Below are 26,968 nucleotides of genomic sequence, written 5' to 3'. Positions count from 1 at the left end.
ATCTGATAGTGGTGGACAAGATTGCCAATGCCTTAAGGCTGACGGCTGTAGACGAACAAGCAGCCAAGGCCGGCCTTTACAAGGGCATGGCCCTGACCGATGCCCGCGCGCAATTCGACAAGCTCGACATCGCCTTCGCCTCGCCGCGCAAGGATGGCGAGCTTTTGGAAAAGCTTGCCGACAGGTGCGACCGTTATACGCCGCTGGTTGCACTCGATGCGCCGCATGGGCTTATTCTGGACATGACCGGGTGCATCCACCTTTTCGGCGATGAACCCACATTGCTTGAGGACGTTCACCGGCAATTGCAGCGGTATGGCATGATCGTGAAGACGGCCTTTGCCGGCAATGCGGCAGCGGCAAGCGCGCTCGCCCGGCATTCTGCGGGCGGCATCGTTGAGCCGTCAGACCAGAGCCGGCGGCTTTATGCGCTTCCTCTTGTCAGCCTCGATCTCGAAGACGCACATATTGCCGGTCTCAGGCGTGCCGGCTTGCGCACCGTCGGTGATCTTGATGTTCTGCCGCGTGCAGCCCTGACAGCCCGCTTCGGAAATGGTGTGGTTGCGGGTCTCGATGCGCTGTTTGGCCGGCAGAGCAAGCCTATTTCGCCGCGCCGCATCGTACCAGTCTGCATGGTGGAAAGGCGCATGGCCGAGCCCTTGATTGCGATGGAAGCCGTCGAGTTTGTGCTCGTTCATCTGGCAGACGAGCTGTTCATCCGCCTGGGGCAGCGCGTTGAAGGCGCCCGCGAAATCGAGGCTAGCTTCTTCCGTACTGACGGCAATGTGCGCCGGCTGCGCATCGAGGCAGGAAGACCCTTGACCGATACGAAAACCCTGATGCGCCTGATGAAGGAGCGCTTGTCCACACTTGCTGAGCCTCTCGATGCTGGCTTCGGCTTTGACATGATCCGCCTTGGTGCCCTGCGCACGGACCGTACCCAGCATCAGCAGAAAAGTCTCGATGACCGCGAGCAGGAAACCGAAGAGGTGGAAAGGTTGATCGACCGGCTTTCCATCCGCCTCGGCAATAGCCGCGTCCTGCGGCCAACCCCTGTCGACACCCATATTCCGGAGCGAACGGTCGCTCTCGAGCCCGCATCAAAGACCAAGCGCGAAAGCAATGGCGAATGGACGGCGCAGCCTCAAGGCGATCCACCCGAGCGACCGGTCAGGCTTTTCCAGCCGCCTGAACGCATCGAGGCGACCTTCGAGGTTCCGGATTCGCCGCCCGCGCAATTCATCTGGCGCCGCGTCAGGCACAATGTCGTCCTCGCCGAAGGCCCGGAACGCATCGCTCCGGAATGGTGGCGGGAACATTCCGGAGCGCTGACAAGGGACTATTACCGGCTTGAGGATAGTTCCGGCAAACGCTTCTGGGTCTTCAGGGAAGGCTTGCTCGAGCGCGGCACTCCTAACCCGCGCTGGTATCTGCATGGGCTTTTCGCATGAATTATGCCGAGCTTGCCGTTACTAGCAATTTCTCTTTTCTGGAAGGCGCGTCCCAGCCGGAAGAACTGGTCAAGGCCGCCGCCCTTCTCGGTCTTGACGGCCTTGGCATTGCCGACCGCAATACGCTTGCCGGGGTCGTCCGCGCCTATTCTGCGCACAGGGATTTGCAGAAGGCTGCGGGAATCAATCTCAAGCTTTTTATTGGATGCAGATTGGTTTTCATCGACGATACGCCGGATTTGCTGGTCTATCCGCGCGACCGCCCGGCCTATGGCCAGCTTTGCCGGCTTTTGAGCGAGGGCAAGGACCGAGCGAAGATAAAGGGCGAATGCCATCTCCGTTTCGAGGATTTTCAGTTTCGGGCGAGGGACTTCCAGATCATCGTCATGCCGGCCCGCGGCAGCAGGGACCTAACACCGTTCCTCAAGATACTTGCGCTGGCGGCTCCAGGTTCGGTCTGGCTTGGGCTTGCCATGCCGCATCAAGGTGCAGACAGGCGCTATGGTGAAAGGCTGGCCCGCATGGCAGCCAAGGCGGATATTCCCCTTCTGGCAGTGAACAATGTCCTTTATCACACGCCCTCGCGTCGCCCGCTGCAGGATGTCCTGACCTGCATTCGCGAACATGTGACGATCGATGAGGCGGGCAGGCGGCTCGAAAGGAACGCCGAGCGGCATATGAAATCGCCGCAGGAGATGCAGCGGCTTTTCCGGCATTTTCCTGGCGCCCTGCCTGAAACCCGTCGCTTCATCGAGCCTATCAGGTTCTCTCTCGATGAGTTGAAATACAATTATCCCGACGAACCCGTACCGCCAGGCAAGACGCCCCAGCAGCATCTCATCGACGAGACTTGGAAGGGTGCGGCAAAGCGCTATCCGGAAGGTGTTCCCGGCAAGGTAAGCGAACTCCTTGAAAAGGAACTCGCCCTCATTGGCCAGCTCAATTACGCGCCCTATTTCCTGACCGTCTACGACATCGTCACCTTCGCCCGATCGCAGAATATCCTGTGTCAGGGACGCGGCTCTTCGGCAAATTCGGCGGTTTGCTATTGCCTCGGTATTACCGCGGTCGATCCCGTCAAGATCAACCTACTGTTCGAGCGGTTCCTTTCGGCCGAGCGCAAGGAACCTCCCGATATAGATGTAGACTTTGAGCACGAGCGGCGTGAAGAGGTGATGCAGTGGGTCTATGAACGCTACGGGCGCCATCGCGCCGCCATCGTCGCCACCGTCATCAGCTATCGCCCGCGCAGTGCCATTCGCGATGTCGGCAAGGCTCTGGGACTGACTGAGGACGTCACCGCAGCGCTTGCCAATACGGTCTGGGGCAGTTGGGGTTCGGCGGTTGAAAAGCAGGAGGTGCGGCAGGCTGGTCTCGATCCTGACAATGTGATGATCCGCCGCGCGGTCCGGCTTGCAACCGAACTCATTGGCTTTCCCCGCCACCTCTCCCAGCATGTCGGCGGCTTCGTGCTGACGCAGGAGCGGCTCGACGAGACCGTGCCGATCGGCCCCGCCGCCATGGCCGAGCGGTCTTTCATCGAATGGGACAAGGACGATATCGACGCGCTCAACATCATGAAGGTCGATGTGCTTTCGCTCGGCATGCTGACCTGCATCCGCAAGGCGTTCGACCTCATTCATCTTCATGGCGGCGATCGGTTCGAACTGGCAACCGTCCCCGAGGAGGACGAGAAGGTCTACGACATGCTCTGTAATGCCGATTCCCTTGGCGTGTTCCAGGTGGAAAGCCGGGCCCAGATGAACATGCTGCCACGCCTGAAGCCCAGAAAATTCTACGATCTGGTCATCGAGGTCGCCATTGTCCGTCCAGGCCCGATCCAGGGCGACATGGTGCATCCCTATCTTCGTCGCCGCAACGGGATCGAGCCTGTCTTCTATCCCGCCCCTTCGCCCGAGCATGGTGACAAGGACGAATTGCGCAACGTTCTGGAAAAGACCCTCGGCGTGCCGCTCTTTCAGGAGCAGGCGATGCGCATTGCCATCGAAGCTGCAAAGTTCACGCCCGACGAAGCCAATCAGTTGCGCCGGGCCATGGCAACCTTCCGCCGTGTGGGCACGATCAACCAGATGGAGCAGAAGATGGTGGATGGCATGGTCCGCCGCGGCTACGAGCGCAGCTTTGCCGAAAATTGCTTCAATCAGATCAAGGGATTTGGCGAATACGGCTTTCCCGAAAGCCATGCTGCAAGCTTTGCCATCCTCGTCTACATTTCCTCTTGGATCAAATGCTATCATCCGGCAGCCTTTGCTGCTGCGCTTTTAAATTCGCAGCCCATGGGCTTTTACGCGCCGGCGCAGATCGTTCGCGATGCCCGCGAGCATGGCGTGGAAATCCGGGCTGCCGATATCAATTTCAGCAGTTGGGACAATACGCTCGAAAAGACGGGTAAGGGCCTCGCCACGCGCTTGGGATTGCGTCAGATCGGTGGTTTTTCCAAGGATTGGGCAAATATCATCGTGGCCAAACGCCGCTCGGCCTATACCAATATCGAAGAGTTTCGTCGCCTGACGCGGCTCGAGAGAAGAGCCTATGTCCTCCTTGCCGATGCCGATGCGTTCCGTTCGCTCGGCATTGCCCGACGCGAGGCGCTTTGGGCGGTGCGGCGCCTGCCGAACGACGAGACTTTGCCGCTTTTTCAGGCGGCCGACAGCAACGAACTTCCGGAGGAAGCAGAGACCAGGCTGCCTTCAATGAAACTTTCCGAACATGTCGTTGCGGATTACGAATCGACGCGGCTTTCCCTCAAGGGCCACCCCATGCAGTTTCTTCGCGAGATGTTTGCACGCGAGAACGTCCTGACCTGCAGGCAGGCCAACAATCTCGGCAATAATCGCCGCGTCAAGGTTGCGGGTGTCGTCACAGTCCGGCAGCGGCCGGGAAGCGCCAAGGGTGTTGTCTTCATGACCATCGAGGATGAGACAGGCATCGCCAATATTGTCGTGTGGAAGAAGATGCTGGAGAAGTACCGCCGTGAAGTGATGGGCGCCCGGCTGATCCTTATCGAGGGCACTGTTCAGAGCGCCGAAAACGTCGTCCATGTCGTGGCAACCAGGCTTACCGACCGAACCAACGCGCTTTACCTTCTATCCGAACAACTCGCAACGCTGCCCGTCTCGCATAGCGATGAAGTTGCGCATCCTGTTTCAGAAGAATCGCGGGGCCGTCATCCGCGCAATGTACGCATCTTGCCGAAATCGCGGGATTTTCATTAGTCGATCGCTTAGGCCTGCTTGCTTTCCTTGGCGAGGGCCGCGCGATCAATGGCGGTGATCATGCAGATCTCAAGATCGCCCAGACCATCCTTTATCTCTGCGAACGAAATGCCCGCAGCTTCCGCATCCGCCGCACATTTCTCTGCCAGCTGTTTGGGCCGCCGGTCATGATGCGCCATGTCCGCCGGCTTGCTTGCATCCACGTTGGTCGAGATCCAGTCATTGACAAAATCGATCGCTCTCTGGCTCATCCAATCCTCCTTACCTCTTCCCAACACCGTCCAGCTTGCCTTCAAAATATGCCCTTATCCGCCATATATCCAGTGCGATGATGGGCCCATGAAAGCATTTGGCCGGCTTCAACGAGCCGGCCAAAATCAAAAAAGCGATGAATACGTCAAGCTTTGTCGACAACCTTTTTGACCGCGTCCTTGGCCTTGCCCTTGGCTACCTGAGCATCGCCCTTAAGCTCCTGGGCCTTGCCTTCGGCTTCCATCTTGCGTGATCCTGACACCTTGCCTGCAGCCTGTTTAAGGTTGCCTGCAGCCTTGTTGGCCGTGCCCGAAACTTTATCGCTGGTGCTACCCATCATGTGCTCCTTGAAATTTGCATTTACCCCATTGAAACGGCGGGAACTTGTAAAGGTTCCGCGAGTGATATATTCAATTCATTGAAAACATTCGATAATCCAAAATAGTGTGACCCGGCGCCCACGGGGGAACAGGCACCGGGTCCTTACGCTACTGGCTGGGGTTGGCCAGCACCCTCGAAACGTGTCAGCTTTGTCTTGGTTCCAAGCCTGAAATCTTCCGGTGACGTCTCCTGACAAGACGTGACCTTTCACGCACTGATCAGCTCCAGCGCATCCTCCACGGACGACGCAAAATGACAGTTGCGCGTCGACCCGACGATCTTCTCACCATCGACATTCTCAGGATCTTCCGACCAGAAGCTGATGACGATCTTGACGCGCCCGTTCCTGCGCCGGATGCGGCGGACCAGATACCGCGCATGGGCCACCGACGAGACATTGAGATAGCTGATATGAATGACACTGACGCCCGTAAGGTCGAGCTTACCGATGCTGCCGGACTCGAGTTCGTCGTGGGAAATATCGCGCACCTCGAAGCCACGCCGTTCCAGAATATCGCCAAGGATGACGGCTGCCGCATCGTCGAATTCGCCGCGGCCGCCTGCCGAAATGGCGACACGCGCTTCTTCTTCGGGCGGCGGTTCCTTGGCCTTGGCTTTGGCTGCCTTTGGCTTGGTGCCCGGCCGATCAGCACTCTTTTCAGTCTCTTCCGGCTTGCCGTTTTCTTCCTCTTCCTCCTCGTCGTCGTGATGTTCCGAGAGATTTTCAACGAGAAGAACGGTTCCCTGAGCTACGCGGCTGCGGCGGGTCGAATCAAGGACGCCTCTCGCCCGGTCGTTCTCGGCGAGGAACAGCGCCGGGATCGCGACCGAAGCATAGTATTCCTCGATCGTGGAAGACTGCAGAAACTCCTCCGCCCTTTCCGTTGCTTCGTCCGGATCGCCGGAAAGAAGCCTTTGGTAAAGCTGTTGCGGCGGTGAAAGGACAGGCTCGTTGCCGAGAAGGACGTCTAGAAATTCGAACTTTGGAACATGCCTGCCGAGAACGACAAGGCAGACCGTGAGCGGCGTTGAAAGGATTAGTCCGATTGGCCCCCAGATCCAGGTCCAGACGATCGCGGCCATGAGGATGGCAACCGGCGACAGACCCGTTCTTGATCCATAGAGCAACGGCTCCATGACATTGCTGCTGACAAGTTCAAGGACGATGAATAGCGCACCGGTCCAGAACAACAGCATCCAGCCGGGATCGACCGCCAGCGACAGAATAAGGGGAAAGGCGGCGGCCATGATCGGACCGATATAGGGAACGAAGCGCAAGACGATCGCGAGCATACCCCACAGCATCGGATTGGGGATGCCGATAACCCAGAGCCCGATGCCAATCGGAACGCCGAAACTGATATTGATGATCAGCTGCATCAAAAGATATTGGCCAACACGTTTTCCGGCGTCGTGGAGCGCAGTCGTCGTTCGGTGGATATCGCTGGCACCGACGAGCTTGATGAAGCGATCGCGCAGATCCTCGCGGCGCATCAACATGAAGATGACGACGACGATGATGATGCCAACCGTGGCAAGGGGCTGGATGAGCGGGCCTGCGAAAGTCTGGAGCAGGCTCAGGGGGTCGGGTGGCGGATACTTGATCTCCACGGGAACCGGCTTGTTCGGATCATTGCCCTGCAGCGGGGATCCACCGGCCGCCTGGTTGTTCTCGACATTCTGCGGCCGCTCGTGCTGCGGCTCGGGCTTCTTCTCCGGCTCTACGGCAAAACGCTCGACCTCGTCCGAGCGGCCGATTTCATCGTTGAACCGCTTCAGTATCCTGGCGCCGCGGTCGAAAATACTGTTGCCGGATTGCGCTTCCTTCACCGTGCGGATCTTGGCTTCTATATTGTACTGGTAGCTTGGAAGGTTCTGCGCCAGCACCGTCAGCTGACTGACGACGATGCTGACAAAGATGAATATGGCGAGGAACGCCATGGCGACGACGCTAATGACCGCAAAGGCCTTGGGAATGCCGGAACGATGCAGCTTCGTTACCATTGGCGAAAGGGCGAAGGTCAGGAGCAGCGCCATTGCCAGCGGCACGAAAACATCGCGTGCGAAATAAAGCGCAGCGACAATGGCAATTGCGACGACAACCGGCGGAAACTGCTGTTGGGGATCTACTGCTTCGGGCGCTGGAACCGGACGTAAACTGATCCGCTCGACCGCGCGCGAAACCTTTGACCCGCTATCCTCAGACGGCATAAGAATCCCCCAATCTGAGGTTCATGAATAGCACGCTCCCGTTACAACCCGGACTAGAAACGAAGCCGGCTCAAATTGGTTGCATATTCAACACCTGGTTCCACTCTCTGCAACCTCAACAGGAACCAAATTTCATTTCGCGTGTTTTTGCACTGAACGATTTGCCACTCACAGGGAGACGCGGAATGTCACTAGGGACATTGTTAATCATTATTCTCATTCTCGCATTGATCGGCGTCTTTCCGAGTTGGCCGCATGCGAGAAGCTGGGGTTACGGGCCTTCGGGTCTGCTCGGCATTGTCCTGGTCGTGGTTCTCATATTGCTCTTGATGGGCAGGATTTAACGTTAGCAAGGAGATTTCAGACATGATGCGTGGTGCATTACTTTGGCTTATAGGATTGCCACTTCCGATCATCCTCATACTTTGGTTGCTCGGCTATCTTTCTTAAACAATTCCTCATTTAGCGCCGGCCGTCTGGCCGGCGTCTTGTTATCCATCTTCGGCTTGCCAGCTTGCGATGTGCTCGCAAGCGTGGAACAAATGTCGCCACGCGACGTTTCCCGCAGCATATGCAGCCATTTTCTAAAAGGAGTTTTCCCATGGCCTCTGTTTCCTCGAAGGTTCGCAAGGCGGTTGACGATGCGACCGAATCCAATCCCGATCTGCAGGCACAGGTGGCTGCGCTGCGGGAAGACATTGCGAACATCACGGCGACACTCGGCAAGATCGGCAAGAATAGAGCCCAGGATGCCCGGAGAAGCGCGGCAAGTTCGTTCGAATCCGCGAAAATGCGCGGCGAGGAGACCTTCGAAGACCTGCGGCTGCAGGCGCGTGAACTGGAAGACCAGATCGTCGAGACGGTGCGGGAAAAACCCTTGACCACACTCGCAGTCGCAGCCGGCGTGGGTTTCCTTCTCGCGCTTATCGCTCGCCGCTGACATGCTGAAGCTGCTGGCCCCACTTTTAACCAGCCTGGCGGCTGGAGAGGTCGGCTTGGTCGTCAGCCGAGCCAAACAGAGCGCCATCTTCGCCGCAATCATCGCGGTTCTGGTCACGATTGGCGCCGTTTTCCTGTTGGTGGCGGCGCAGATCAGCTTGGCAGAACATTACGGCCCGTTATATGCGGCCCTGATCATCGCGGGTTCAGCCTTTGGCCTCGCGATCATCGCGTATATTGCAATGAAAATCGCCTCTTCCTCGGCACGACGCCGCCAGGAAGAACGCGCCAAAGTAGATACATCGACCGTATTGACCATCGCGGCCCTGGCCGTGGCTCCAGCGCTGCTTCGTTCGAGAGCGTTGCTGATGCTCACGGTCCCGCTTGTAGCATTTGGTGGCCTGTCTCTCGCAGGCAAGAAGAAAAAGCGTCGCCCCCGCAACGACCCATCAGCCGGCGGCGGGATCTGACTGATCCCCGATCGGCATTGAGACGATTGCCTCTATGCCGGTCTCCGGATAGCTCAGCCGCACACTGCTCGACAGCACCTTATCCAAACTGCGTTCGATCAATTTCAAACCCAACCCTCGGGTGTTCGGCGCCGTTACGCGCGGGCCATTGGATTCCGTCCAGCGGATGACGATGCGCGACTCATGCAGCCCGACTTCCAGTTGCCAGACGATGCGCACATGACCGGTGGCGACCGACAGTGCGCCATGTTTTACGGCGTTGGTGGCAAGCTCATGCAAGGCGATCCCGAGCCCGAGGGCATGATCAGGAGGCAGCATGATATCTTCGCCCACGAGTTCAATCTGGCCAATATCGAAGATCGCGTAAGGCTCCACCTGTTTCGTGATGAGATCGACGAGACTGATCCCGCTCCACTCGCGATCCGACAACAATGTGTGAGCCTCAGAGATTGCGCGCAGACGGCCTGAGAAGGCTTCCATGAATTCTGCCGGATCGGATGTGCGGCTTAGCGTCTGCCTTGCCAGCGATTGCAGCATGGCGAGCGTGTTCTTGACCCGGTGATTGAGTTCACGCAGGAGAAAGCGCGTCTTTTCCGACGCCGTCTTGGTTTTGGTGATATCGATATTGACGCCGACAGCGACGACAGGCTTGCCGGACGAGTCACGCTCGAAAATGCGGCCGCGGCCAAGCAGCCACTGGCCCGACGAAGCGACGCGAAACTCGCCGACGTAATCCTGGTTCTGCGCCAGTGCCCGCGTGAAGGCCGACTTCATGGCAGGGAAATCGTCGGGATGCATGGCCCGAAACACATCCTCGCCGCTGACTGTACGATCCGAATCGAGTCCGAGCATTTCATAGGCCATGCGATTGCCTGTGAACCGGCCGTTTCGCAGATCCCAGACCCAGCTTCCGACATTTCCGACTTCGAGCGCCATGGCATTGCGATCGTCATCCCGATGCAGCGTAGCGACGCGCTCATCTCCCTGCCGCGAGTCACGCTTGAGCTCGATCAGTGACCCTGCCACCTTGGCGAGGCTTGCCAGTTGCTCCTGCTGCGCGGCGGTAAAGTCCGTCCGTGTTTCGTCCGACATGACGCTGACCGCGCCAATACATTCATCCGAGACGCAGATGGGCGCCACCGCAACGAATCTGAGGTGCGGCGCATGGGTAACGCAATGAAGCTCGGAAAAACGGACATCCTCTGCTGCATTGAGAATGACGAGACAACTGGCTTCAGGAATCGTCAAAGCCGCAGCTTCGAACGTCCACATGTTGGCGCGTCCAAGCGTTCCCCTATGCGCTAGAACCTTGCTCTGTCGTTCATCGACAAGCGAGATTTGAGCAGCCTTCGCGCCTGACGTGGTGAGCGCAAGTGCAGCGATGTTATCAAAATCCGTGTCGTTCTCGATTGCCAACGGCGTCAGGCTCGAAAGGACATCGAGCCGGGCAGGCTCGGACATTGCCTGAAAAAGGTTTTCTGAAATTGGCGGTGATTTCATATCTCTATGAGGCACTCCACACCCCGCTCCCCACACTAATCGTTACTACATCATGGTCCATCAACGCCACCCTTTAAGCATTGTTCCAGACGGGAACAAATAATCGGCCTCCCCGTTTTGGTTGAGTGTTCAATGATTTTGTTGGGCATAAAATGGAGAGACCCATGCTCGAAGCGAACGATATTCTCACCGATGCGGGATTGAGTAGGGAACAGAAAATTGCACGGCTCAAGGAACTTTTGAGCGAAGCAAGGGGCTTGCAAAGAGCGGCCACTGAGGGCGGCATGGACCCGGATGACGGTGTGACGCGCAACCTTCGCGATATTGAACTGGCTCTCGACCAATTGAATGCGGAGCAGCCGGAAGCCGGCGCTGCTACGCTTTAGCGATTGCAGCGTAACCGACGGCTAACTCGTTAGATGAACGGCCTCGGGATCGAAGACAGCCCTGACCATTTCGAGATTTGGAGCAGTGTTGTCTCGTCGAGCACTTCACAGCCGCGGTCAAGCCAGCGCAGGGCACCGCGACCTGCCAGTTTTTTCAAGGTTTTGTTGGTATGAACGATGGAAAGCCCTAACGTATCGGCGACATGTTGTTGCCGGAGCGGCATGACCAGCGTATCGCCTTTCACCAATCCGACGCTCTTGGCGCGTTGAAAAAGGAAGGCGAAGAGATAGGCCGCCCGCTCGAGCGCAGTACGCCTACCTACGCTCAGCAATATCTCATCCAGCATCTGCTCCTCGCGCGATGCTATCCATGTGATGTCGTAAGCAAGGCTCGGGAAGTTAGCAAATAAAGTCGGGAGCTTGTCACGCTGGAAAACACACAGGATCATCGGCGACAGTGCCTCGATCGAATGAGACATCTCCCGCATAAGCGATCCCTGTAAGCCGATCAGATCACCGGGAAGAACATAGTTGAGAATCTGCCGGCGGCCGTCCTCAAGCATCTTGTAGCGAAAGCCCCATCCGGATAGGACCGTGAAAAGATGCGCGCTGTTGGCCCCCTCGACAAGCACGGTGGTGCCGGTATCGGCCACGAGTTCGCCCGTCTTGAAGGTCGATAAAAAATCTATCTCATCCTTTTGATGCGGCTGCAGGTGCGCAAAACCCTGCAAAGGGCATTTGTCGCACGGGTATTGCCGTGCTGTCGATGCGGCTGTGTTCATGCCCATATCCCCGTTCGGATTTACGCTACCACGATGCCGGTAAATTGCGCGTGCGATCTTTGCAATCGGTATGTCTTAGTTAAATGACACATGTCATCACTCCGCTCATAACGGCTCCCCGAAAAGGAGCAAATGAGATGGAAATGACCGGCATGCGGATTCTGGTCCTGGAAGATGAATATCTGATAGGGTTGGATCTTGAACGCATAGCAGAAGAATGTGGGGCGCAGTCGGTACAACTTATTGCAACTGTTGGTGAATTGCAGGCTCAGATCGCCAACGAGACCGACTATGATCTGGCTATTCTTGAGGTTCAGGCGCGAGGAGTCTCGTCGCTTGATTCGGCTGCCGAAATGCAACGCCGCGGCCTGCCGATCGTTTTCACCACGGCCTATGACAGCCAGGCCAACGGTGTTCCAGGTTTTCCGGATATTCCCGTTGTCGCCAAGCCCTATGGAAAAGCGCAGATCCTCCAGGCAGTCGCCAAGGCGCTGGCCAATTCCCAGCACAATCCCGCCTCGCGCCGAAACGGCGCCTCAGGCGAATTTGTTTGATGTGACCTGCGTCGCGATTGAATCCGGCCCATAATCGACCTCGCCCTGAACTTCGAGAAGTTCCTGCAATCGCGTACGCGCACGGCTCACGCGGCTCTTGATCGTTCCGACCGCGCAACCGCAAATATCGGCTGCCTCCTCGTAGGAGAAGCCGGAGGCGCCGACGAGAATGATAGCTTCACGCTGATCGTCGGGGAGTTTGTCGAGGGCCTTGCGAAAATCCTGGAGGTCCAGCGATCCGTATTGCGCCGGATGGACCGAGAGCTGTTCGGTGAACGTGCCATCGGAATCCTGCACCTCACGGCCACGCTTGCGCATCTGGCTGTAGAATTCGTTGCGCAGGATGGTAAACAGCCAAGCCTTGATGTTGGTGCCGGGCTCAAAGGAGTCCTGCTTGGCCCAGGCCTTCATGATCGTATCCTGCACAAGGTCATCGGCCCTGTCGGGATTGCCAATGAGTGATACAGCGAATGCGCGCAGCTTTGGCAGCGACGCAATCAAGTCTCTCTTAAAATCAGTCGATTCGTGGACCATTCACCAGCCTGCTATTCAGGGGTTTGCGCGTGGTTGCGTTCAGCCTCGTCAAGCTTCTCGAGCAAGTCCAGAAAACGAGCCGGAATCTCTTCCTCCTGTACGGATGCATAAAGCGCACGTAGCTTCAATCCAATCTCAGTCTCGGCATTCCTTATATCGCGGCGACGGACCCGCGCTTTTTCAGGCGCGTCAATTGAGGATTTTCTTGCGTTCATTCGTAGGATCTTTGCTGTTGGCGCAGAGCGAATTCGGATTCATCCAATAAGTTAAGCACATTAGCAGTGATAATTCTTCACGAGAGGAAAAGTTCCGTTGTCGGGAACTTTTTTTTTGCGAATGTGTTTCTGTTCGTCGCTTATATCAGGCCGGCTCATCATATTCACCGGAGAACAGGGAACTCACTATGTCATTATCCACCCGGATAGCCCCACACTTGCCTTACCTTCGCCGATTTGCGCGTGCCATCACCGGCTCGCAGTCATCGGGCGATGCCTACGTCGCAGCGACCCTTGAAATTCTCATTGCCGACGTTTCCTTGTTCCCGAGTGCCGGGTCGGACCGTGTCAGCCTTTATAAGCTGCTGGTCAAACATTTTAATTCGGTCAATGTTCGCCCACTGGAACTGCAGTCGGAATATGGATGGGAAAAACATGCGGCCGCCAACCTCACGTCGATAGCGCCAAAGGCGCGCCAGGCTTTCCTGCTGATCAGTCTCGAAGGCTTCAGCAAGGCCGAGACCATGGAAATTCTCGATGTCGATGAGGGCGAACTCTACGAGCTTCTCGATGAGGCATCGGTCGGCATCTCCAAGCAAATTGCTACCGACATCCTCATTATTGAAGACGAACCGCTGATCGCCATGGATATCGAGCATATGGTTGACAGCCTCGGCCACCGCGTGGTCGGCATTGCCCGAACCAAAGACGAAGCCGTTTCGCTCTACGCTTCAACCAAGCCGAGCATGATTCTTGCCGATATTCAGTTGGCCGATGGAAGTTCGGGCATTGATGCCGTCAACAACATCCTCAGCCAGGATGCGGTTCCGGTCATTTTCATCACCGCATTCCCCGAACGTTTGTTGACCGGAGAGCGTCCCGAGCCGACGTTCCTTGTTACCAAGCCGTTCAACCCCGACATGGTCAAGGCGCTGATCACCCAGGCTCTCTTCTTCAAGGAAAGCAGCAAAGCTAAAGCATAACGACAACGCTACGCAGCAGGGAACCAAATCTCGTTCAATCCGTTACACCCCCGACGAGATAGGGAGAACGCTAAATGCTTTACTATGCTGTAATTTTTCTGATCATTGCGCTTGTCGCCGGTGCGTTGGGATTTGGTGGTATTGCCGGTGCTTCCGCCGGTATAGCTCAGATAATCTTTTACGTGTTCCTGGCACTGCTCTTGATCTCGCTTATCGCAAGCATCATCAGGCGCGCCTAAGTTTTGCCTGAGTAGCGCCAAAGCCGCCGGCCACAAGCCGGCGGTTTTCTTTTGCGTGACAGCTCCGAAAATCTCGTCCGAAAACTTGCGGGAACCGCAATTCCTGTAGTACTCACGGCTGCATGACACGTGAAGCGCGATTGTTCCGGCGAAAATTCGATCTTGCCTGGCTCGATGGCGCACCGATCAAATGGTCCAAGCTCGCCAAGCGCGTTCCCGCCGCGATCGTCGTCTACATTACCGCCCTCATTCTCCTCCGCCTTTCCCTCTCCCGCTTCATGGAAATCGACGAGGCGCAATTCGTCGGCGAAGTCTATCTCGCCTGGAATTACGGCAACTCTCATCCGCCCCTCTATAACTGGCTCGTTCGTCTGGCTTTGGAAATCACGCAGTGGAACTGGGTCTTTTCGGTTGCGCTAGTCAGGCTATCCCTCCTTGGTCTCTACCATTGGCTTTGCTTCGACGCCGCTCGCCGACTTGCGGGGGATCGCGCCGGTATTCTGGCAATCACCGCCTCGGCCTTCCTGCCTCAGATCGTCTGGATGTCGATCCAGACCACGGCTCATACGATTCTCGTCATGGTTGCTGCCATAGGCATCGTCCATGCCTTTGCCATAATAAGGGCGGGGCGCGGGGCGGTCGGTTTTGCCTGGTTCGGCTTTTGGGCCGCGGCAGGCGCCCTTGCGAAGTATAATTTCTTTATATTCCTTGTCAGTTTTCTGATCGCGGCCGCTCTGACCCCCGGTATTCGCCGCCAGCTGTTCCGGCGCCAAATCTGGCTGTCAGCGGCCATTTTTGTCGTAAGTTTTGCCCCGGTCGTCATTGCCTCGCTGCGCGCTCCTCTGTCGGCAACCGCCGGGCGGATGGAAAAGCTGGCGAGTTCGATCGATTACCTGTTGGTGTTCGATGTGCCGCACCTCGGGATCGACGGATTGCTGAGCCTCGGCATGTCCACGGCGCTGTGGGCGGGGCCGGCCCTTGTCATCTTCATCATCGGCAGAACCCGTGATCATCCGCGTCCCGCACCCGACGGCGATGCGGAGGTGCGCGTCCTGCTCCTGCGCACGGTGCTGATCGGTCTCGCCGCCTTCGCAACGCTGGTGCTTGCCGGCGATTATCATTCGGTGGCCGAGCGATACATGGCGCCGATCCTGGCGCCGACCGCTATCCTGCTTGCGCTCTACCTGCCGCAGGTTCTGGGAGCCCGCAACCTTCTTGCGATTGCCGGTTTCGTCTACATCCTTGCGCCAGTCGCCGTCGCATATATCGCCTTGTTTGAAACGCCCCGCTTCACCTTTCCGTTTGATGCGGTAGCCCTTTCCATCCGCGCGCAGGATCCAACACCAGCGCGCATTATCTCAAACCGGCAAGATGATGCCGCCAATGTTGCGGTGCAACTGCATTGGCCGCCGGAACAAGGGTCGGCGAAAGATGTCGTCCTGGTCTGGCATGGGGATGAACCCGCACCGTCTTCTGCAGACCTTCCAGCCGATGCCATGCTCCTCGGGCCTGCCGTGCGGGTCACTGCGCCGGTCAGGAACTTCAGCGGTCAGCTCCGAACCTTTAATTTCCAGCGTTATTCAGTCGCGCCACAGACCCAGGTTCCGAATAGCGGCGGATAAGCCAGAACACGCCGACTGTATCGAGGAAGGCGACCGCAGCCCGGTCGAAGAACCCGTACTTGGAAACACCCGAGCGCCGGGGCCGATCCTCAACATCCACCTCGACGACCGGCAGCCCCGCCCGGCGGGTCAGGGCCGGCAGGAAACGATGCATATTGTCGAAATATGGCAGACCCTGCGCAAGGTCCCGCGGCAGGACCTTGAAACCACAGGCTGTGTCCTTGCAGTCGTCCTTCAGCAAACGCCGGCGCACGAAATTGGCAAATTTGGAGGTGAGGAGTTTCACAACGCCATCATTGCGCCGTTTGCGAATACCGGCAAAAAGAGCCGGCTCCGCGTTGGAAATGCGCGGCCAGAGCCGGGCCAGATCCTTCGGGTCGTTTTGGCCGTCACCGTCGAGGGTTGCGACCCACCGACCGGAGGCTGCGCGAAATCCCGTGACAAGCGCCCGCGACTTCCCGGTGCGCCTTTCGTGGCGCAGCGCATAGGCGCGGTTCCCCGCCGCCAGCGCCTCTTCAGCCGAACCGTCCGAGGATCCATCATCAATGACGATGATCTCATAATCCGGTCCGCTCGCCAGCGCCGCGTCAATCTCCTTGATCAGCGCGCCGATGTTTCCGGCTTCATTGTGCACAGGAATGATAATTGTCAGATCAGTCATCACGCGAGCCATTGTGGACCGGCGAGCACGTTCAGCGAACCGCGTCGGTGGCATTCACATAGAGTGTTTCCCTTGCGATGAGAAGCGGTTACGTGACTTCTTCTATGCCGGCCCCGCCGACGCCGGCGCATCGCCGCAATTCCGCCATGCCTTTTTTGCTACAAAATGCGCAGCTTTCGACGCGGCTGGTTTATGGTTAATACTTCATTAATCGAAGTCTCCCTAGAGTCGGGAACAAACCATACGCATGTTCCGGTCCGAGAATGATTTTTGAGGCATCAAAGGCAGTTTTCCACCCGCGCAGGCTTGGCCTGACGTGTTCGGCGCTTTTTGCCTTCGCGCTCTGCTGCACCGCGCCTGCCCGCGGCCAGGAGACCCCACCAGCTCCGACGTCGCCGGCCGCCGAGTCGCTCGACGCGCGGCGGCTTCAGTCGCTCAAGGAGCTTGAGGATCTCACCAGCCAGATCTCGCTTTCCTCGGAACGCGTCACGGCCCTCGACAATGAAATTGCCGGGCTGAAGAAGGACCAGACGACAATCACCGCGGCGTTGATTCAGTCAGCGCAAACCGAGAAGAAGCTGACACAGGACATAGCGGGCTTCACCAACAAGCTGGCCGATCTGCGCGGTCAGGAAGACAGCGTGCGCACCTCATTGAGACAGCGGCGTGGCGCGCTGGCGGAAGTGCTTGCAGCACTCCAGCGCATGGGCCTCAGCCCCCCGCCAGCCCTGCTCGTTCGTCCCGATGATGCCCTCGCCTCGGTTCGAAGCGCCGTCCTGCTTGGCGCTGTTGTCCCGGAAATGCGCCAGCAGACCGAAGTCCTTATCGCCGACCTGAAAGAACTCGACCGGGTGAAAAACTCGATTGCGGAAGAGCAGACGCGCCTGACAGCTGCTCTTTCAAGCCAGGCCGAGGAAAAGAAGCGGCTCGACCTTCTGCTGGCGGAAAAGCAGAAGTTGCAGACGACGTCCGAAGAAACACGCATGGCCGAACAGGCAAGGTCGGAGGAACTGGCGAAGCGCGCGACATCGCTGCGCGATCTCATTGCCTCGCTTGAAAAGGACATGCAGGAGGTCCAGAAAGCCGCCAGCGCCGCCAGCGCCCAGGAACAGCAGAAGCTCCAGGCAAGCCAACAGCGCGCCGACGATTTTGCCGCCAACCAGAACCGCCTTTCGGCCCAGGTCAACTTTGCGTCTTTAAAAAGCCATCTGGCCCTGCCAGCAGCGGGGAAACTTGTTAAGCATTTTGGCGATGACGATGGCCTTGGCGGCGTCCTGCAAGGTGACACGCTCGAGACCCTCCCGGGGGCGACCATAACGGCGCCGATGGACGCTGTCGTCCTTTATGCCGGCGCATTTCGTTCCTATGGTCAGCTCTTGATACTTGATGCCGGGAATGGATATCATGTCGTCTTGGCGGGCATGAAAAAAATCAATGTCTCCCAAAATCAGTTTGTTCTGGCGGGAGAACCGGTCGGTGTGATGAACGAGCAACTAGTTGCCAGTACGGCACCCGTTCCGATGGGAAATGGAGCTCCAATGCTTTACATTGAGTTCCGAAAGGATACAAAACCTATTAATCCCGCCCCCTGGTGGGCGGATCGGCTTGCTGGAAGGACCGCAAATGATACGTAGGCTAACGCTTCTCATGGCTGGCGCACTGATGGGCGCAACAGCGATGGTCGTTGTGCAGGGTGCTCTGCCCACAACCGCTGCAGAAGCTGCGGGCACCGACACCTACAAACAGCTTTCAATTTTTGGTGATATCTTCGAGCGTGTGCGCGCCCAATATGTCACTCCGCCGGATGACAAGAAGCTCGTCGAAAGCGCCATCAACGGCATGCTGACCTCGCTTGACCCGCATTCATCCTACATGAATGCCGAACAGGCGCAGGACATGCGCGTTCAGACCAAGGGCGAATTCGGCGGCCTCGGCATCGAGGTCACCATGGAGAACGAACTCGTAAAGGTTATCGCCCCCATCGAGGACACCCCGGCCGCCAAGGCTGGCGTTCTTGCCGGCGATTATATCTCGCAGATTGACGGTACTGATGTTCGCGGCCTGACGCTGACCGACGCGGTCGACAAGATGCGCGGCGAAGTGAACACGCCTATCGAACTGACCCTCATCCGCCAAGGCGCCGACAAGCCGATCAAGCTCACGATCGTCCGCGACGTGGTCAAGGTGAAGGCGGTCAAATACCGTGTTGAGAACGATGTCGGCTATGTCCGCGTCATCTCGTTCACCGAGCAGACCTTCGATGACTTGCAGAAGGCGATCAAGGACATCCAGAGCAAGGTTCCGAACGACAAGCTGAAGGGCTTCGTCCTCGACCTGCGCCTCAACCCGGGCGGCCTGCTCGATCAGGCTGTTGCGGTCTCCGATGCCTTCCTCGACAAGGGAGAGGTGGTCTCGACCCGTGGCCGCGATCCACAGGATATCACCCGGTTTGATGCCCGCCCGGGCGATCTCACCAACGGCAAGCCGCTTATCGTTCTCATCAACGGCGGTTCGGCAAGCGCGTCCGAGATCGTCGCCGGTGCGTTGCAGGACCACCGTCGCGGCACCGTGCTCGGCACCCGCTCGTTCGGCAAGGGTTCGGTCCAGACCATCATCCCGCTCGGCGAAAATGGCGCGCTACGCTTGACGACGGCGCTGTATTACACGCCGGCCGGCAAGTCGATCCAGGGCAAGGGCATCGTTCCCGATATCGCCGTCGAGCAACCGCTGCCCGACGAACTCAAGGGCCAGGATATCACCCGCGGTGAATCCGATCTCAAGGGCCATATCAAGGGCGTGCAGGAAGATGCCGAAGGTTCGGGCTCCATCGCCTATGTGCCGCCGGATCCGAAGGACGACCTTCAGCTGATCCAGGCGCTGAAGCTCCTGCGCGGCGAACAGGCCAATGCGGCCTTCCCGGCCGACCCCAAGAAGGGCGTGCCAAACTGATATGACGACATATGGGGCCAGGCGATCAGCAAGCAGTCTGGCCCCATATTCTCACCGCCAATATTTACTCTCTTTCCTCCATCTCTCCGGCCCTCACGCGTGAACGTCGACCTCAACCGGCCGCTGGGAAAAAACAGCAAACGGCCAAGACAATCCGGCAATCTAACACCAGGACGCTGGCTACCGCCTCTCTTGGTAGCCACCTGTATCGTCGGACTATCTTCCCTGATTTCGTTCACCAGCCATCAGGGCTTCCGCAATCCCGCGCCGGAACCCGAGAAGCCGCAAGTCGCTGAGGCACCTCCGCCGCCCGTCCCGCCAAGTGCTGCTCCGGCGCCGCCGCAGACTGCGAACAATCTTCCCGGCAAGGTCATCTCCCCCGAAGGAGGGCCGAAGGTGATCGTGGTCGGTGATCCGAACAAGCGCACGCAGGACCCGCGCACGGCACACATTCCCGAACAGGACTTGATCGAGCAGTCGCCGCAAGGCCTGCTCCCGACTATCGCGCCTGACGGCAGGCGTCCGCTCGACGTCTATGCCAGGCCCTGGTCAGGTGCACGCGGCGCACGTGTCGCAATCGTGATCGGCGGGCTCGGGCTTTCGCAGACCGGTTCGCAGAATGCCATTCGCGCATTGCCCGGTGAGGTGACTTTGGCCTTCTCGCCAGAGGGCAACAGCCTCAGCCGGTGGATGCAGGCGGCCCGCCAGGACGGCCATGAAATCCTGATGCAGATCCCGCTCGAACCCTTCGACTATCCGCGCGTCAATCCCGGCCGCAACACGCTGACGGTGGATGCAGCGGCGCCGGCGACGCTTGAAAACCTGCACAAGACGATGGGGCGTATTACCAATTATACCGGCGTTATGAACTATATGGGCGCTCGCTTCACCGCCGACGCCAACGCCATGACGCCTGTCATCCAGGATGTGGCGAGGCGCGGCCTGCTTTACCTCGACGATGGCACATCGGCGCGCAGCACGGCTGACGCGATCGCAGGACAGCAGGGCGCGCCTTTCGCGGCATCCGATGTCCTTATCGATGCGTCGCAGGATCGTGGCAGCATCTTGAAAAAGCTCGATGAACTCGAGCGCATCGCCCGTGCCAAGGGCAGCGCCATCGCCACCGGTTCTGCCTTCGATGTCACGGTTGAGGCGGTAACGTCATGGGTCAATGAAGCCAAGGCACGCGGCATCGAGATCGTTCCCATCTCGGCCCTTGTCCGCGATCCCCAAAACGGCTAGCAGGGCGGCAGCAAGCATTTGGAGATTTCGCCATGAGCAAGAAGCCGGTTGATCCACAATCCCTGCCTTACCGGCCCTGTGTCGGCATCATGGTTCTCAACAGGGAGGGCCTCGTCTGGGCTGGCCATCGCATCATGATACCGGGCGATGAAATGGATGGTGCAACGCAACTCTGGCAGATGCCGCAAGGCGGCATCGATAAGGGCGAGGAGCCGGAGCCCGCTGCCCTGCGCGAACTCTACGAAGAAACCGGCATGAAGAGCGTTTCATTGCTGGCGGAAGCGCCGCACTGGATCAATTACGAACTGCCGCAGCATCTCGTCGGCCTCGCGCTCAAGGGCAAGTACCGCGGGCAGACGCAGAAGTGGTTCGCCTACCGCTTTGAAGGTGACGCAAGCGAAATTGCCATCAACCCGCCTCCGGGCGGCCATACCGCCGAATTCGATGAATGGGCCTGGAAACCCATGACGCAATTGCCCGATCTCATCGTGCCTTTCAAGCGCAAGGTCTATGAAGAGGTCGTTGCCGCATTCCGGCATCTGGCCGCCTAGGATCCCTAAAGAAAAAGCGGGCACTTGGCCCGCTTCTACACTTACAAATCGAAGCGGATACCGCCTCAGGCGGCTTTGATGGCTTCCTCGAGCGTCGTCAGCTGGCCCAGAAGATCTTCCAGGCGGGCGCGTTCTTCGCGCGTCGTCGCATCCTCGAAATCTTCCTTCGCGTCCTTGATCCGGCGCTGCAATTCATCGGCCTTTATATCGGTGACGTGCACCGCCGACTCCGCGAGGAGGGTGCATCCATCGGGCGTCACATCAACGAAACCGCCAAAGACAACATAGCTGTCCGGCTTGCCGTCCGCCATCTTTACGGTGACAACGCCGGGCTTCACGGTTGCCATCAGCGGCGCATGGTGCGCCATCACGGTCATGTAGCCTTCCGTGCCCGGGACCACGACTTCAATGACCTGTTCCGAAAGAAGCAGGCGCTCTGGCGATACGAGTTCGAACTGGAAGGCTTCTGCCATGATATTCACTCAATTCCCGTGGTCTTGATCGAGATGGACAAGGGCGGGCCGGAGCCCGCCATCAGTCTCTGGATCAGGCAGCTTCCGCTGCCAGGCGCTGTGCCTTCTCGATGGCTTCGTCGATCGAGCCAACCATATAGAAGGCAGCTTCCGGCAGGTGATCGTAGTCGCCGTTGCAAAGGCCCTTGAAGCCCTTGATCGTGTCGGCGAGATCGACCAGCTTGCCCGGCGAACCGGTGAAGACTTCAGCAACGAAGAACGGCTGCGACAGGAAGCGCTCGATCTTGCGGGCGCGGGCAACAACCAACTTGTCGTCTTCGGAAAGTTCGTCCATGCCAAGGATGGCGATGATGTCCTGGAGCGACTTGTAGCGCTGCAGGATCGACTGAACCTGACGAGCAGTCTGGTAGTGCTCTTCGCCGACGATGATCGGATCGAGCATGCGCGATGTCGAGTCGAGCGGATCCACGGCCGGGTAGATACCCTTTTCCGAGATGGCGCGGTTAAGAACCGTCGTCGCATCAAGGTGGGCGAAGGATGTTGCCGGCGCCGGGTCGGTCAAATCGTCGGCGGGGACGTAAATCGCCTGAACCGACGTGATCGAGCCCTTGTGGGTCGTGGTAATGCGTTCCTGCATCGCGCCCATGTCGGTCGCAAGCGTCGGCTGGTAACCCACGGCGGACGGGATACGTCCGAGCAGGGCCGACACTTCAGAACCCGCCTGGGTGAAGCGGAAGATGTTGTCCACGAAGAACAGAACGTCCTGGCCCTGGTCGCGGAAATGCTCGGCCACGGTCAGTCCCGAAAGGGCGACGCGGGCGCGCGCACCTGGCGGCTCGTTCATCTGGCCATAGACCAGCGCGGCCTTGGAGCCGGCACCGCCGCCTTCCTTGTTCACGCCGGATTCGATCATTTCGTGGTAAAGGTCGTTGCCTTCACGCGTGCGCTCGCCAACGCCGGCGAACACCGAATAACCACCGTGCGCCTTGGCGACGTTGTTGATCAGTTCCATGATGAGAACGGTCTTGCCGACGCCTGCACCGCCGAAGAGGCCGATCTTGCCGCCGCGAGCATAGGGAGCGAGGAGATCGACAACCTTGATGCCCGTCACGAGGATCTGGGCTTCGGTCGACTGCTCGACATATTCCGGTGCCGACTGGTGGATGGCGCGGGTCACCTTGGTGTTGATGGGACCTGCTTCATCGACGGGTTCGCCGATGACGTTCATGATACGGCCGAGCGTCTCGTCGCCGACGGGAACCATGATCGGCGAACCGGTGTCATAGACCGGCTGGCCGCGGACGAGACCTTCGGTCGAGTCCATGGCGATCGTGCGAACGGTGTTTTCGCCGAGGTGCTGCGCCACTTCGAGAACCAGGCGGTTGCCGAGGTTGTCGGTTTCGAGCGCGTTGAGGATCAATGGAAGATTGCCATCTTCAAACGCAACGTCGACGACGGCGCCAATGACCTGGCTGACGCGGCCGGCTGCGCCGCTGGCCTTCAGTGTCGCCTTCGGTGCGGCGGCCTTGGGAGCAGCTGTCTTTGCTGCAGGCTTAGCAGCGGCTTCCGCCTTTGCGGCCGCCGCCTTTGGTGCAGCTGCCTTTGCGGGCTTAGCTGCTGACGCAGCCGGCTTGGCTGCGGGTGTCTTCGGGGTCGCTGCTTTTGCCATCGATCCTTACCTTCGCGATTAGAGCGCTTCCGCGCCCGAAATGATTTCGATCAGTTCCTTGGTGATCTGGGCCTGACGCTGGCGGTTGTACGACATCGTCAGCTTGTTGATCATGTCGCCGGCATTGCGGGTTGCATTGTCCATGGCGGACATGCGCGCACCCTGCTCCGACGCCGCGTTTTCAAGGAGAGCGCGGAAAACCTGGACGGAAATATTGCGCGGAATGAGGTCACCCAGAATGGATGCCGGATCCGGCTCATATTCGTAGACTGCGTCGCCTGCGCTTTCCGGTTCAACTTCGCTGATGGAGTTGGCCGGTATGAGCTGCTGGGCGGTCGGGATCTGGGCGATCACCGACTTGAATTCCGAGTAGAACAGCGTTGCCACATCGAAGCCGCCCTCGTTGTAGAGCGCGATGATCTTGTGGCCGATTGCATCGGCATTGGCAAAGCCGACCTGCTTCACTTCGCGAAGATCGACGTGGTCGATGATATGGCGACCGAGATCACGGCGTAGAATGTCAGCGCCCTTCTTGCCGACCGTCAGGATCTTGACGGTCTTTCCGTCGGCGATCAACCGGCGGGCATGATCACGCGCCAGACGCACGATCTGCGCATTGAAGCCGCCACAAAGGCCGCGTTCGGAAGTGCACACGACGAGCAGATGCACATCATCCTTGCCGGTTCCGCTCATCAGCACTGGCGCATCGGCGCCGTCGACGTTGGAGGCGATGTTCGCCAGCACCGCAGCCATGCGCTGCGAGTAGGGGCGAGCCGCCAACGCAGCGTCCTGCGCACGACGCAGCTTCGCCGCAGCGACCATCTGCATCGCCTTGGTGATCTTCTGCGTCGCCTTGACCGAGGCGATCCGGTTTCTCAGATCCTTTAACGAAGGCATCCGTTCATCCCGTCAATGAAGTTTAAGCGAAAGACTTGGCAAAGGCGTCGACTGCTGCCTTGAGCTTGCCCTTGGTGTCGTCGCTGATCTGCTTCTCCTTGGCGATCGTCTCGAGAATGTCCTTGTTCTCGGTACGCAGCCAGGTGAGGAGGCCGTGCTCGAACTTGCCGACCTGATTGACGGCAAGCTTGTCGAGATAGCCATTGACGCCGGCAAAGATCACCGCAACCTGCTCTTCCGTCTTCAGCGGCGAGAACTGCGGCTGCTTCAGGAGTTCGGTCAGGCGTGCACCGCGATTTAGAAGGCGCTGCGTCGAAGCATCGAGGTCGGAGCCGAACTGCGCGAACGCCGCCATTTCGCGGTACTGCGCAAGCTCACCCTTGATCGAACCTGCAACCTGCTTCATCGCCTTGATCTGTGCGGCCGAACCAACGCGGGAAACCGAGAGGCCGACGTTAACGGCCGGACGGATACCCTGGTAGAAGAGGTTCGTTTCGAGGAAGATCTGGCCGTCGGTGATCGAGATCACGTTGGTCGGAATATAAGCCGAAACGTCGTTCGCCTGGGTCTCGATGACGGGGAGCGCGGTCAGCGAACCGGCACCGTTTTCGTCATTGAGCTTGGCCGAACGCTCGAGCAGGCGGGAGTGGAGATAGAAAACGTCGCCGGGATATGCTTCGCGGCCCGGCGGGCGGCGCAGCAGCAGCGACATCTGGCGGTAGGCGACAGCCTGCTTTGACAGATCGTCATAGCCGATCAGCGCGTGCATGCCATTGTCGCGGAAGTATTCGCCCATCGTGCAGCCCGCAAATGGAGCGAGGTACTGCATCGGTGCCGGATCGGAGGCAGTTGCAGCAACGACGATCGAATATTCGAGAGCGCCACGCTCTTCGAGGATCTTCACGAACTGCGCAACAGTCGAACGCTTCTGACCGATGGCGACATAGACGCAATAGAGCTTGTCGGTCTCATTGCCGGCATCGTGAGCCGGCTTCTGATTAAGGAACGTGTCGAGAATGATCGCGGTCTTGCCGGTCTGGCGGTCGCCGATGACGAGCTCGCGCTGGCCGCGACCAACCGGGATCAGGGCATCGATGGCCTTGAGGCCGGTCGACATCGGCTCATGCACCGACTTGCGCGGGATGATGCCCGGCGCCTTGACGTCGACGCGGGAACGCTGCGTCGCCTTGATCGGACCCTTGCCGTCGATCGGATTGCCGAGCGCGTCAACAACGCGGCCGAGCAGTTCCTTGCCGACGGGAACGTCAACGATGGCGCCGGTACGCTTGACGGTGTCGCCTTCCTTGATGTCACGGTCGGAACCGAAAATAACGACGCCGACATTGTCGCTTTCAAGGTTCAGGGCCATGCCACGGGTGCCGCCCGGGAACTCGACCATCTCACCGGCCTGAACATTGTCCAGACCATAGACGCGGGCGATACCGTCACCGACGGACAGAACCTGGCCGACTTCGGAGACTTCTGCCTCCTGGCCGAAATTCTCGATTTGCTTTTTCAGGATTGCGGAAATTTCCGCGGCGCGGATGTCCATCAGCCGACCTCTTTCAGTGCAAGCTTAAGCGAAGAAAGTTTTGTGCGAAGTGAAGTGTCGATCTGGCGCGACCCCATCTTGACGACGAGGCCTCCGAGGATCGACGGATCAACGGTGACATTGATTGTCACGTCCTTGCCGGCGACGCTTTTCAGCGTGGCCTTCAATTCATTTTCCTGCGCTGCCGTAAGGGCATGCGCGGAAGTAACGTCCGCCGCGATTTCGCCGCGATGGGCGGCGGCAATCTGGCGGAACGACTGGATCATGGATGGTACGGCGAAGAGGCGGCGATTTTGCGCGGCGACGCGCAAGAAATTGCCAACCAGCCCGCCGATCTTGGCCTCGGCCAGGATCGCGGAGATCGCGCGCACCTGATCGCCGGACGAGAATACCGGGCTTGCTACCAGGCGCTTCAGATCGGGACTGCCATTGACCAGAGCCTCGAAGCGATCGAGATTCTTTTCGACCTCGGCAAGCGAATTCGCTTCCAGCGCAAGTTCGAACAACGAACCCGCGTAACGCTGGGCAACACCGGAAATGAGCGACGTAGTTTCTGCCACGAACGACAAGCTCTCTGGTTTGAAGCCAAAAATCAGGAAACCGGAAGGAAGTTTTCGGTCAAATCTTTGGCATTATTGATTTTTTTACCGCCTTGGGTGAAGCCCTGAAGCTGCCTTAGACGTGATTTGAATGCCGTCTAGCATAGGAAGACAGGACTCGCAACACGCGAATCCGCTAAATGAGGAGGCAGAATCGCCGCAGCTTCAGATAATTATGAGTAACCAATTCCACTAATGCTCGGCGGCTCAGGCGACAAAGCCGAAGGCAAATAGAAGCGGACCCGCCGCAAGCAGCAGTTCCATGACGACCCAGGCCCAGTTGTACGGCTTGTTGCCGCCGTCGGACATCATCGAAATCAGCCGGCCGAAGACCGTGAAGCCCCATGAAACGCCGAGCGCGATCCAGAGAAAAGGTTGTGCAAATACAAGGGCGCTAAGTCCAAGTCCGAGGTAGAATCCGGCGAATGTCGCACGGATCTCGGAAAGGGCCTCGGGGCGCTCCGGCTTCGTCTGCAAGCGCATTATCCTCATGGCAACGCGCGGCGCAAAGAACAGGACCAGCCCGAAGACGACGGTGATGGCCGCCGACAGCCATGCCATCCATTCGCCCTGACTTGCCGGCCAATAGAGTTCCATGATCCCCTGCCCCTTCCGCCGAA

The 26,968-nt window shown here is 58.6% G+C and carries 28 protein-coding genes; 14 read left to right on the top strand and 14 right to left on the bottom strand.

Going from position 1 to position 26,968, the window contains the following annotated elements; all coding sequences use genetic code 11:
* The first annotated feature begins 8 nt into the window (after positions 1–8).
* Positions 9–1,451, top strand: a complete 1,443-nt coding sequence (locus BR48_RS0109590) for a DNA polymerase Y family protein (protein ID WP_027231105.1) — start codon at positions 9–11, stop codon at positions 1,449–1,451.
* Positions 1,448–4,687 (top strand): error-prone DNA polymerase, encoded by a 3,240-nt coding sequence (locus tag BR48_RS0109585; RefSeq protein WP_027231104.1) that lies wholly within the window; start codon positions 1,448–1,450, stop codon positions 4,685–4,687. Before BR48_RS0109590 ends, BR48_RS0109585 begins: the two co-directional genes overlap by 4 nt.
* Positions 4,688–4,695: 8 nt before the next feature.
* On the opposite strand, the gene BR48_RS0109580 is transcribed toward BR48_RS0109585, so the two are convergent.
* The 3 genes from BR48_RS0109580 to BR48_RS0109570 all read right to left on the bottom strand — a co-directional run bounded on the left by BR48_RS0109580 (position 4,696) and on the right by BR48_RS0109570 (position 7,531).
* Entirely contained in the window at positions 4,696–4,938 is a 243-nt protein-coding gene (locus BR48_RS0109580) for a DUF768 domain-containing protein (protein ID WP_027231103.1), read from the bottom strand.
* A 146-nt stretch (positions 4,939–5,084) separates the two neighbouring features.
* The gene (locus BR48_RS0109575; RefSeq protein ID WP_027231102.1) at positions 5,085–5,276 is read right to left on the bottom strand and encodes a CsbD family protein; all 192 of its coding nucleotides are present in this window, start codon (positions 5,274–5,276) and stop codon (positions 5,085–5,087) included.
* A gap of 251 nt (positions 5,277–5,527) precedes the next feature.
* Positions 5,528–7,531, bottom strand: coding sequence for an AI-2E family transporter (locus BR48_RS0109570; protein WP_027231101.1), 2,004 nt, complete (start codon positions 7,529–7,531; stop codon positions 5,528–5,530).
* Between the two features lie 185 nt (positions 7,532–7,716).
* On the opposite strand from BR48_RS0109570, the gene BR48_RS25810 reads away from it, so the two are divergent.
* The 3 genes from BR48_RS25810 to BR48_RS0109555 all read left to right on the top strand — a co-directional run bounded on the left by BR48_RS25810 (position 7,717) and on the right by BR48_RS0109555 (position 8,940).
* The gene (locus BR48_RS25810) at positions 7,717–7,875 is read left to right on the top strand and encodes a DUF3309 family protein (protein ID WP_036813626.1); all 159 of its coding nucleotides are present in this window, start codon (positions 7,717–7,719) and stop codon (positions 7,873–7,875) included.
* Positions 7,876–8,132: 257 nt separating this feature from the next.
* Positions 8,133–8,471: a DUF883 family protein gene (locus BR48_RS0109560; protein ID WP_027231100.1), complete on the top strand. Its 339-nt coding sequence runs from the start codon at positions 8,133–8,135 to the stop codon at positions 8,469–8,471.
* A gap of 1 nt (position 8,472) precedes the next feature.
* Positions 8,473–8,940, top strand: coding sequence for a hypothetical protein (locus BR48_RS0109555; protein ID WP_027231099.1), 468 nt, complete (start codon positions 8,473–8,475; stop codon positions 8,938–8,940).
* Here BR48_RS0109555 and BR48_RS0109550 read toward each other — a convergent pair.
* Complete coding sequence (locus BR48_RS0109550) at positions 8,920–10,440, bottom strand: HWE histidine kinase domain-containing protein (protein ID WP_036813623.1); 1,521 nt, start codon at positions 10,438–10,440, stop codon at positions 8,920–8,922. The two genes, BR48_RS0109555 and BR48_RS0109550, sit on opposite strands and share 21 nt — an antisense overlap.
* Before the next feature lie 164 nt (positions 10,441–10,604).
* Between BR48_RS0109550 and BR48_RS0109545 the strand changes: the two genes are divergently transcribed.
* Entirely contained in the window at positions 10,605–10,826 is a 222-nt protein-coding gene (locus BR48_RS0109545; RefSeq protein ID WP_091920945.1) for a hypothetical protein, read from the top strand.
* A 29-nt stretch (positions 10,827–10,855) separates the two neighbouring features.
* Here the strand turns inward: BR48_RS0109545 and BR48_RS0109540 are convergent, their stop codons facing one another.
* Positions 10,856–11,608, bottom strand: a complete 753-nt coding sequence (locus BR48_RS0109540; RefSeq protein WP_027231096.1) for a Crp/Fnr family transcriptional regulator — start codon at positions 11,606–11,608, stop codon at positions 10,856–10,858.
* A 137-nt stretch (positions 11,609–11,745) separates the two neighbouring features.
* On the opposite strand from BR48_RS0109540, the gene BR48_RS0109535 reads away from it, so the two are divergent.
* Positions 11,746–12,162: a response regulator gene (locus tag BR48_RS0109535; protein ID WP_027231095.1), complete on the top strand. Its 417-nt coding sequence runs from the start codon at positions 11,746–11,748 to the stop codon at positions 12,160–12,162.
* Here the strand turns inward: BR48_RS0109535 and BR48_RS0109530 are convergent.
* Entirely contained in the window at positions 12,145–12,696 is a 552-nt protein-coding gene (locus BR48_RS0109530; protein ID WP_027231094.1) for an RNA polymerase sigma factor, read from the bottom strand. The two genes, BR48_RS0109535 and BR48_RS0109530, sit on opposite strands and share 18 nt — an antisense overlap.
* A gap of 11 nt (positions 12,697–12,707) precedes the next feature.
* Entirely contained in the window at positions 12,708–12,911 is a 204-nt protein-coding gene (locus tag BR48_RS0109525) for a NepR family anti-sigma factor (RefSeq protein ID WP_036813618.1), read from the bottom strand.
* Between the two features lie 188 nt (positions 12,912–13,099).
* On the opposite strand from BR48_RS0109525, the gene BR48_RS0109520 reads away from it, so the two are divergent.
* From BR48_RS0109520 to BR48_RS0109510, 3 genes are all read left to right on the top strand, one after another.
* Positions 13,100–13,894, top strand: a complete 795-nt coding sequence (locus BR48_RS0109520) for a response regulator (protein ID WP_027231092.1) — start codon at positions 13,100–13,102, stop codon at positions 13,892–13,894.
* 74 nt (positions 13,895–13,968) lie between these two features.
* On the top strand, positions 13,969–14,133 hold the full coding sequence (locus BR48_RS25805; RefSeq protein ID WP_027231091.1) for a DUF1328 domain-containing protein: 165 nt from the start codon (positions 13,969–13,971) through the stop codon (positions 14,131–14,133).
* A 140-nt stretch (positions 14,134–14,273) separates the two neighbouring features.
* Positions 14,274–15,755, top strand: a complete 1,482-nt coding sequence (locus tag BR48_RS0109510) for a glycosyltransferase family 39 protein (protein ID WP_197030339.1) — start codon at positions 14,274–14,276, stop codon at positions 15,753–15,755.
* Here the strand turns inward: BR48_RS0109510 and BR48_RS0109505 are convergent.
* On the bottom strand, positions 15,697–16,416 hold the full coding sequence (locus BR48_RS0109505) for a glycosyltransferase family 2 protein (protein WP_027231089.1): 720 nt from the start codon (positions 16,414–16,416) through the stop codon (positions 15,697–15,699). The genes BR48_RS0109510 and BR48_RS0109505 overlap by 59 nt on opposite strands.
* A gap of 263 nt (positions 16,417–16,679) precedes the next feature.
* Here BR48_RS0109505 and BR48_RS0109495 point away from each other — a divergent pair, with 263 nt between their 5' ends.
* From BR48_RS0109495 to BR48_RS0109480, 4 genes are all read left to right on the top strand, one after another.
* Positions 16,680–18,050, top strand: coding sequence for a murein hydrolase activator EnvC (locus tag BR48_RS0109495; RefSeq protein ID WP_027231088.1), 1,371 nt, complete (start codon positions 16,680–16,682; stop codon positions 18,048–18,050).
* Positions 18,040–19,365, top strand: a complete 1,326-nt coding sequence (locus tag BR48_RS0109490) for a S41 family peptidase (RefSeq protein WP_027231087.1) — start codon at positions 18,040–18,042, stop codon at positions 19,363–19,365. Before BR48_RS0109495 ends, BR48_RS0109490 begins: the two co-directional genes overlap by 11 nt.
* Positions 19,366–19,557: 192 nt before the next feature.
* Complete coding sequence (locus tag BR48_RS0109485; protein ID WP_245273363.1) at positions 19,558–20,607, top strand: divergent polysaccharide deacetylase family protein; 1,050 nt, start codon at positions 19,558–19,560, stop codon at positions 20,605–20,607.
* A gap of 32 nt (positions 20,608–20,639) precedes the next feature.
* On the top strand, positions 20,640–21,158 hold the full coding sequence (locus BR48_RS0109480; RefSeq protein ID WP_027231085.1) for an RNA pyrophosphohydrolase: 519 nt from the start codon (positions 20,640–20,642) through the stop codon (positions 21,156–21,158).
* A gap of 65 nt (positions 21,159–21,223) precedes the next feature.
* On the opposite strand, the gene BR48_RS0109475 is transcribed toward BR48_RS0109480, so the two are convergent.
* The 6 genes from BR48_RS0109475 to BR48_RS0109450 all read right to left on the bottom strand — a co-directional run bounded on the left by BR48_RS0109475 (position 21,224) and on the right by BR48_RS0109450 (position 26,945).
* Positions 21,224–21,631 carry a F0F1 ATP synthase subunit epsilon gene (locus tag BR48_RS0109475; RefSeq protein WP_027231084.1) on the bottom strand — a complete coding sequence of 136 codons (408 nt, stop codon included), beginning with the start codon at positions 21,629–21,631 and terminating at the stop codon, positions 21,224–21,226.
* A 73-nt stretch (positions 21,632–21,704) separates the two neighbouring features.
* Entirely contained in the window at positions 21,705–23,300 is a 1,596-nt protein-coding gene (atpD, locus tag BR48_RS0109470; protein WP_027231083.1) for a F0F1 ATP synthase subunit beta, read from the bottom strand.
* A gap of 18 nt (positions 23,301–23,318) precedes the next feature.
* Complete coding sequence (locus tag BR48_RS0109465) at positions 23,319–24,197, bottom strand: F0F1 ATP synthase subunit gamma (protein WP_027231082.1); 879 nt, start codon at positions 24,195–24,197, stop codon at positions 23,319–23,321.
* Positions 24,198–24,219: 22 nt separating this feature from the next.
* On the bottom strand, positions 24,220–25,749 hold the full coding sequence (gene atpA / locus BR48_RS0109460; protein ID WP_027231081.1) for a F0F1 ATP synthase subunit alpha: 1,530 nt from the start codon (positions 25,747–25,749) through the stop codon (positions 24,220–24,222).
* Positions 25,749–26,309, bottom strand: a complete 561-nt coding sequence (locus BR48_RS0109455) for a F0F1 ATP synthase subunit delta (protein ID WP_027231080.1) — start codon at positions 26,307–26,309, stop codon at positions 25,749–25,751. The genes atpA and BR48_RS0109455 overlap by 1 nt, the downstream gene beginning before the upstream one ends.
* Positions 26,310–26,555: 246 nt before the next feature.
* The gene (locus tag BR48_RS0109450; RefSeq protein WP_027231079.1) at positions 26,556–26,945 is read right to left on the bottom strand and encodes a DUF4345 family protein; all 390 of its coding nucleotides are present in this window, start codon (positions 26,943–26,945) and stop codon (positions 26,556–26,558) included.
* Between the last annotated feature and the right edge of the window lie 23 nt (positions 26,946–26,968).

Source organism: Phyllobacterium sp. UNC302MFCol5.2 (assembly GCF_000686005.1).
Classification (GTDB): Bacteria; Pseudomonadota; Alphaproteobacteria; order Rhizobiales; family Rhizobiaceae; genus Phyllobacterium; species Phyllobacterium pellucidum.
Note: the sequence above shows the minus strand (reverse complement) of the source record. Positions and strands in the feature narration are given on the sequence as shown.

Coding starts and splice junctions, on each gene's coding strand:
- BR48_RS25805 (WP_027231091.1), top strand. CDS start 13,969: ATGCTTTACTATGCTGTAATTTTTCTGATCATTGCGCTTGTCGCCGGT.
- BR48_RS0109570 (WP_027231101.1), bottom strand. CDS start 7,531: ATGCCGTCTGAGGATAGCGGGTCAAAGGTTTCGCGCGCGGTCGAGCGG.
- BR48_RS0109450 (WP_027231079.1), bottom strand. CDS start 26,945: ATGGAACTCTATTGGCCGGCAAGTCAGGGCGAATGGATGGCATGGCTG.
- BR48_RS0109520 (WP_027231092.1), top strand. CDS start 13,100: ATGTCATTATCCACCCGGATAGCCCCACACTTGCCTTACCTTCGCCGA.
- BR48_RS0109535 (WP_027231095.1), top strand. CDS start 11,746: ATGGAAATGACCGGCATGCGGATTCTGGTCCTGGAAGATGAATATCTG.
- BR48_RS0109555 (WP_027231099.1), top strand. CDS start 8,473: ATGCTGAAGCTGCTGGCCCCACTTTTAACCAGCCTGGCGGCTGGAGAG.
- BR48_RS0109465 (WP_027231082.1), bottom strand. CDS start 24,197: ATGCCTTCGTTAAAGGATCTGAGAAACCGGATCGCCTCGGTCAAGGCG.
- BR48_RS0109575 (WP_027231102.1), bottom strand. CDS start 5,276: ATGGGTAGCACCAGCGATAAAGTTTCGGGCACGGCCAACAAGGCTGCA.
- BR48_RS0109560 (WP_027231100.1), top strand. CDS start 8,133: ATGGCCTCTGTTTCCTCGAAGGTTCGCAAGGCGGTTGACGATGCGACC.
- BR48_RS0109585 (WP_027231104.1), top strand. CDS start 1,448: ATGAATTATGCCGAGCTTGCCGTTACTAGCAATTTCTCTTTTCTGGAA.
- BR48_RS25810 (WP_036813626.1), top strand. CDS start 7,717: ATGTCACTAGGGACATTGTTAATCATTATTCTCATTCTCGCATTGATC.
- BR48_RS0109545 (WP_091920945.1), top strand. CDS start 10,605: ATGCTCGAAGCGAACGATATTCTCACCGATGCGGGATTGAGTAGGGAA.
- BR48_RS0109480 (WP_027231085.1), top strand. CDS start 20,640: ATGAGCAAGAAGCCGGTTGATCCACAATCCCTGCCTTACCGGCCCTGT.
- atpA (WP_027231081.1), bottom strand. CDS start 25,749: ATGGACATCCGCGCCGCGGAAATTTCCGCAATCCTGAAAAAGCAAATC.
- BR48_RS0109580 (WP_027231103.1), bottom strand. CDS start 4,938: ATGAGCCAGAGAGCGATCGATTTTGTCAATGACTGGATCTCGACCAAC.
- BR48_RS0109525 (WP_036813618.1), bottom strand. CDS start 12,911: ATGAACGCAAGAAAATCCTCAATTGACGCGCCTGAAAAAGCGCGGGTC.
- atpD (WP_027231083.1), bottom strand. CDS start 23,300: ATGGCAAAAGCAGCGACCCCGAAGACACCCGCAGCCAAGCCGGCTGCG.
- BR48_RS0109540 (WP_027231096.1), bottom strand. CDS start 11,608: ATGAACACAGCCGCATCGACAGCACGGCAATACCCGTGCGACAAATGC.
- BR48_RS0109475 (WP_027231084.1), bottom strand. CDS start 21,631: ATGGCAGAAGCCTTCCAGTTCGAACTCGTATCGCCAGAGCGCCTGCTT.
- BR48_RS0109505 (WP_027231089.1), bottom strand. CDS start 16,416: ATGACTGATCTGACAATTATCATTCCTGTGCACAATGAAGCCGGAAAC.
- BR48_RS0109550 (WP_036813623.1), bottom strand. CDS start 10,440: ATGAAATCACCGCCAATTTCAGAAAACCTTTTTCAGGCAATGTCCGAG.
- BR48_RS0109495 (WP_027231088.1), top strand. CDS start 16,680: ATGATTTTTGAGGCATCAAAGGCAGTTTTCCACCCGCGCAGGCTTGGC.
- BR48_RS0109530 (WP_027231094.1), bottom strand. CDS start 12,696: ATGGTCCACGAATCGACTGATTTTAAGAGAGACTTGATTGCGTCGCTG.
- BR48_RS0109490 (WP_027231087.1), top strand. CDS start 18,040: ATGATACGTAGGCTAACGCTTCTCATGGCTGGCGCACTGATGGGCGCA.